We start from the raw sequence: 1,593 nt of genomic DNA, 5'->3' as shown, positions 1-1,593 counted from the left end.
GGTGTCTATTTCACGAAGCCGAAAAAGCCAATTCCACCCAATAGCCAGCAGCAGCGTTTTTGGAGTGAAATGGAAGCTGGCAAGGATGATTTAGCGAAGAAGTTGGATGAGGGGATGGGTGAATTTAACGATCCAGTAATAACGAAAACGAATAAAGGTGTAGAAGTTAAATTTGAAAACCCGTACGGTAGTATAATAAAGTGGGTTGAACAAAACCCTAAGAATATTCCAAATGCAATTGAAAGTGCAAAGAAGAGTAGTAATGTTGGTAAAGCTATTGAGGCTGAAGTTGGAGAACACGTTAAAAAACATGTGGAAGTTATAGGGTTCGGTTTAAAACTAGATAATATTACTACTGGTAAACCAGCAGGAGATATTGATGTTATGACACACAATCAAATTATTGAGGTTAAGAAGTCAATGTCTGCTGTTAAAATGGATCAAATCGATAAGTATGTTAATCCAAGTCACCCTCAATTCTTTAATTATGAGGGTAGAGAGATTATACTATATGTTCATGAGCCTATTGATGCCTCGAATGTTCAAACAATTAAAATGATCCAAGAAATTAATAATAAAGGTGTAACCGTTGTTAATTCGCTTGATGAGTTAGGAGGAGTATTAAAATAATGGGAACGTCATCCTTTTTGTTATTTAAACGCGGAGAAAGCACTCCAGCAAATGCCTTATTGAGGGGCCTTAATAATATATGTATAAAGGAGAATCTTTTTTTTGATAGTGATGAAGAAAATTATAATAGTGAAGGAACGCTAAAATACACTCGAGTATATATAAGTGACATGCCTTTTAGGGAAAACTATTCAAGATCTCTTTGCTTTAGCGTATATGATGAACCGTATGAATTTCAAATAGTTAGTTTTAATTGGGACGATACGAACGATGAATATTTTAAAGCAGTAGTATCTGACGATTTTTATGAAAATGAAGATCTATTATTGCGATTTTTCCATGCGATACTTAAGATCTATCCGACAGCCAAAATATGGATTGAGGGAGAATGGTTTTATACTCTAGAAGACCTGGATAATATTACTAACATGCCGTACAGCAGTGATTGGTGCTACAAAGATCCAGGAGGAATATCTCGAAATTAGTTGTGGATGATGATTTGCCAAAAAAAGATTCGATTTAATGGGGGCTACCCAGTGCCGGAATGAACCTATCATTCAACTAATAACACATCTAACCCATGTAATGCCCGTATAGGGATTTTTTCTTTATGATTGTATGCACATCCAATGCTTTAACCGATAGATCGAACAGGTCGATTATGATCAGATACCACCATAATTGACCTGTTTTTTGTTATCTTCCTTTTCTTGCGTTTTTTAAATATGCTCGCAATTGTAGAATAAGTCGCCCCGATAGGGAGAATGAAATTGCAATAAATTGCATCTCCTTTCAGGGATTGTTACACCGAAGGAAGAATTCTGCTGAGGTGCAGTTGACTTAGAACAGTCAGGGACGGCTAAGGATAGTCAGAGCCGTTATTAGTTGCCGCGGATGCGGCTCTCGGTGCGGCGATGATCGTCGTCAATGTGAAGAAACTGAATGATTTGAAGAACGGGGATG

1 protein-coding gene and 1 pseudogene are annotated in these 1,593 nt (G+C 37.0%); both read left to right on the top strand.

Annotated features, from left to right (window positions below; all coding sequences use genetic code 11):
* Positions 1-630 (top strand): annotated as a pseudogene (locus tag RSX24_RS32170) (hypothetical protein); the annotation flags it as partial.
* The gene (locus tag RSX24_RS32165; protein WP_236421544.1) at positions 630-1,115 is read left to right on the top strand and encodes a hypothetical protein; all 486 of its coding nucleotides are present in this window, start codon (positions 630-632) and stop codon (positions 1,113-1,115) included. The pseudogene RSX24_RS32170 and the gene RSX24_RS32165, both read left to right, overlap by 1 nt.
* Positions 1,116-1,593: the final 478 nt, after the last annotated feature.

Origin of the sequence: Paenibacillus hubeiensis (assembly GCF_032334105.1) — a bacterium.
Lineage (GTDB): Bacteria > Bacillota > Bacilli > Paenibacillales > Paenibacillaceae > Paenibacillus > Paenibacillus hubeiensis.
The sequence above is the reverse complement of the archived record's forward strand: the minus strand, read 5'-3'. Positions and strand labels throughout refer to the sequence as shown.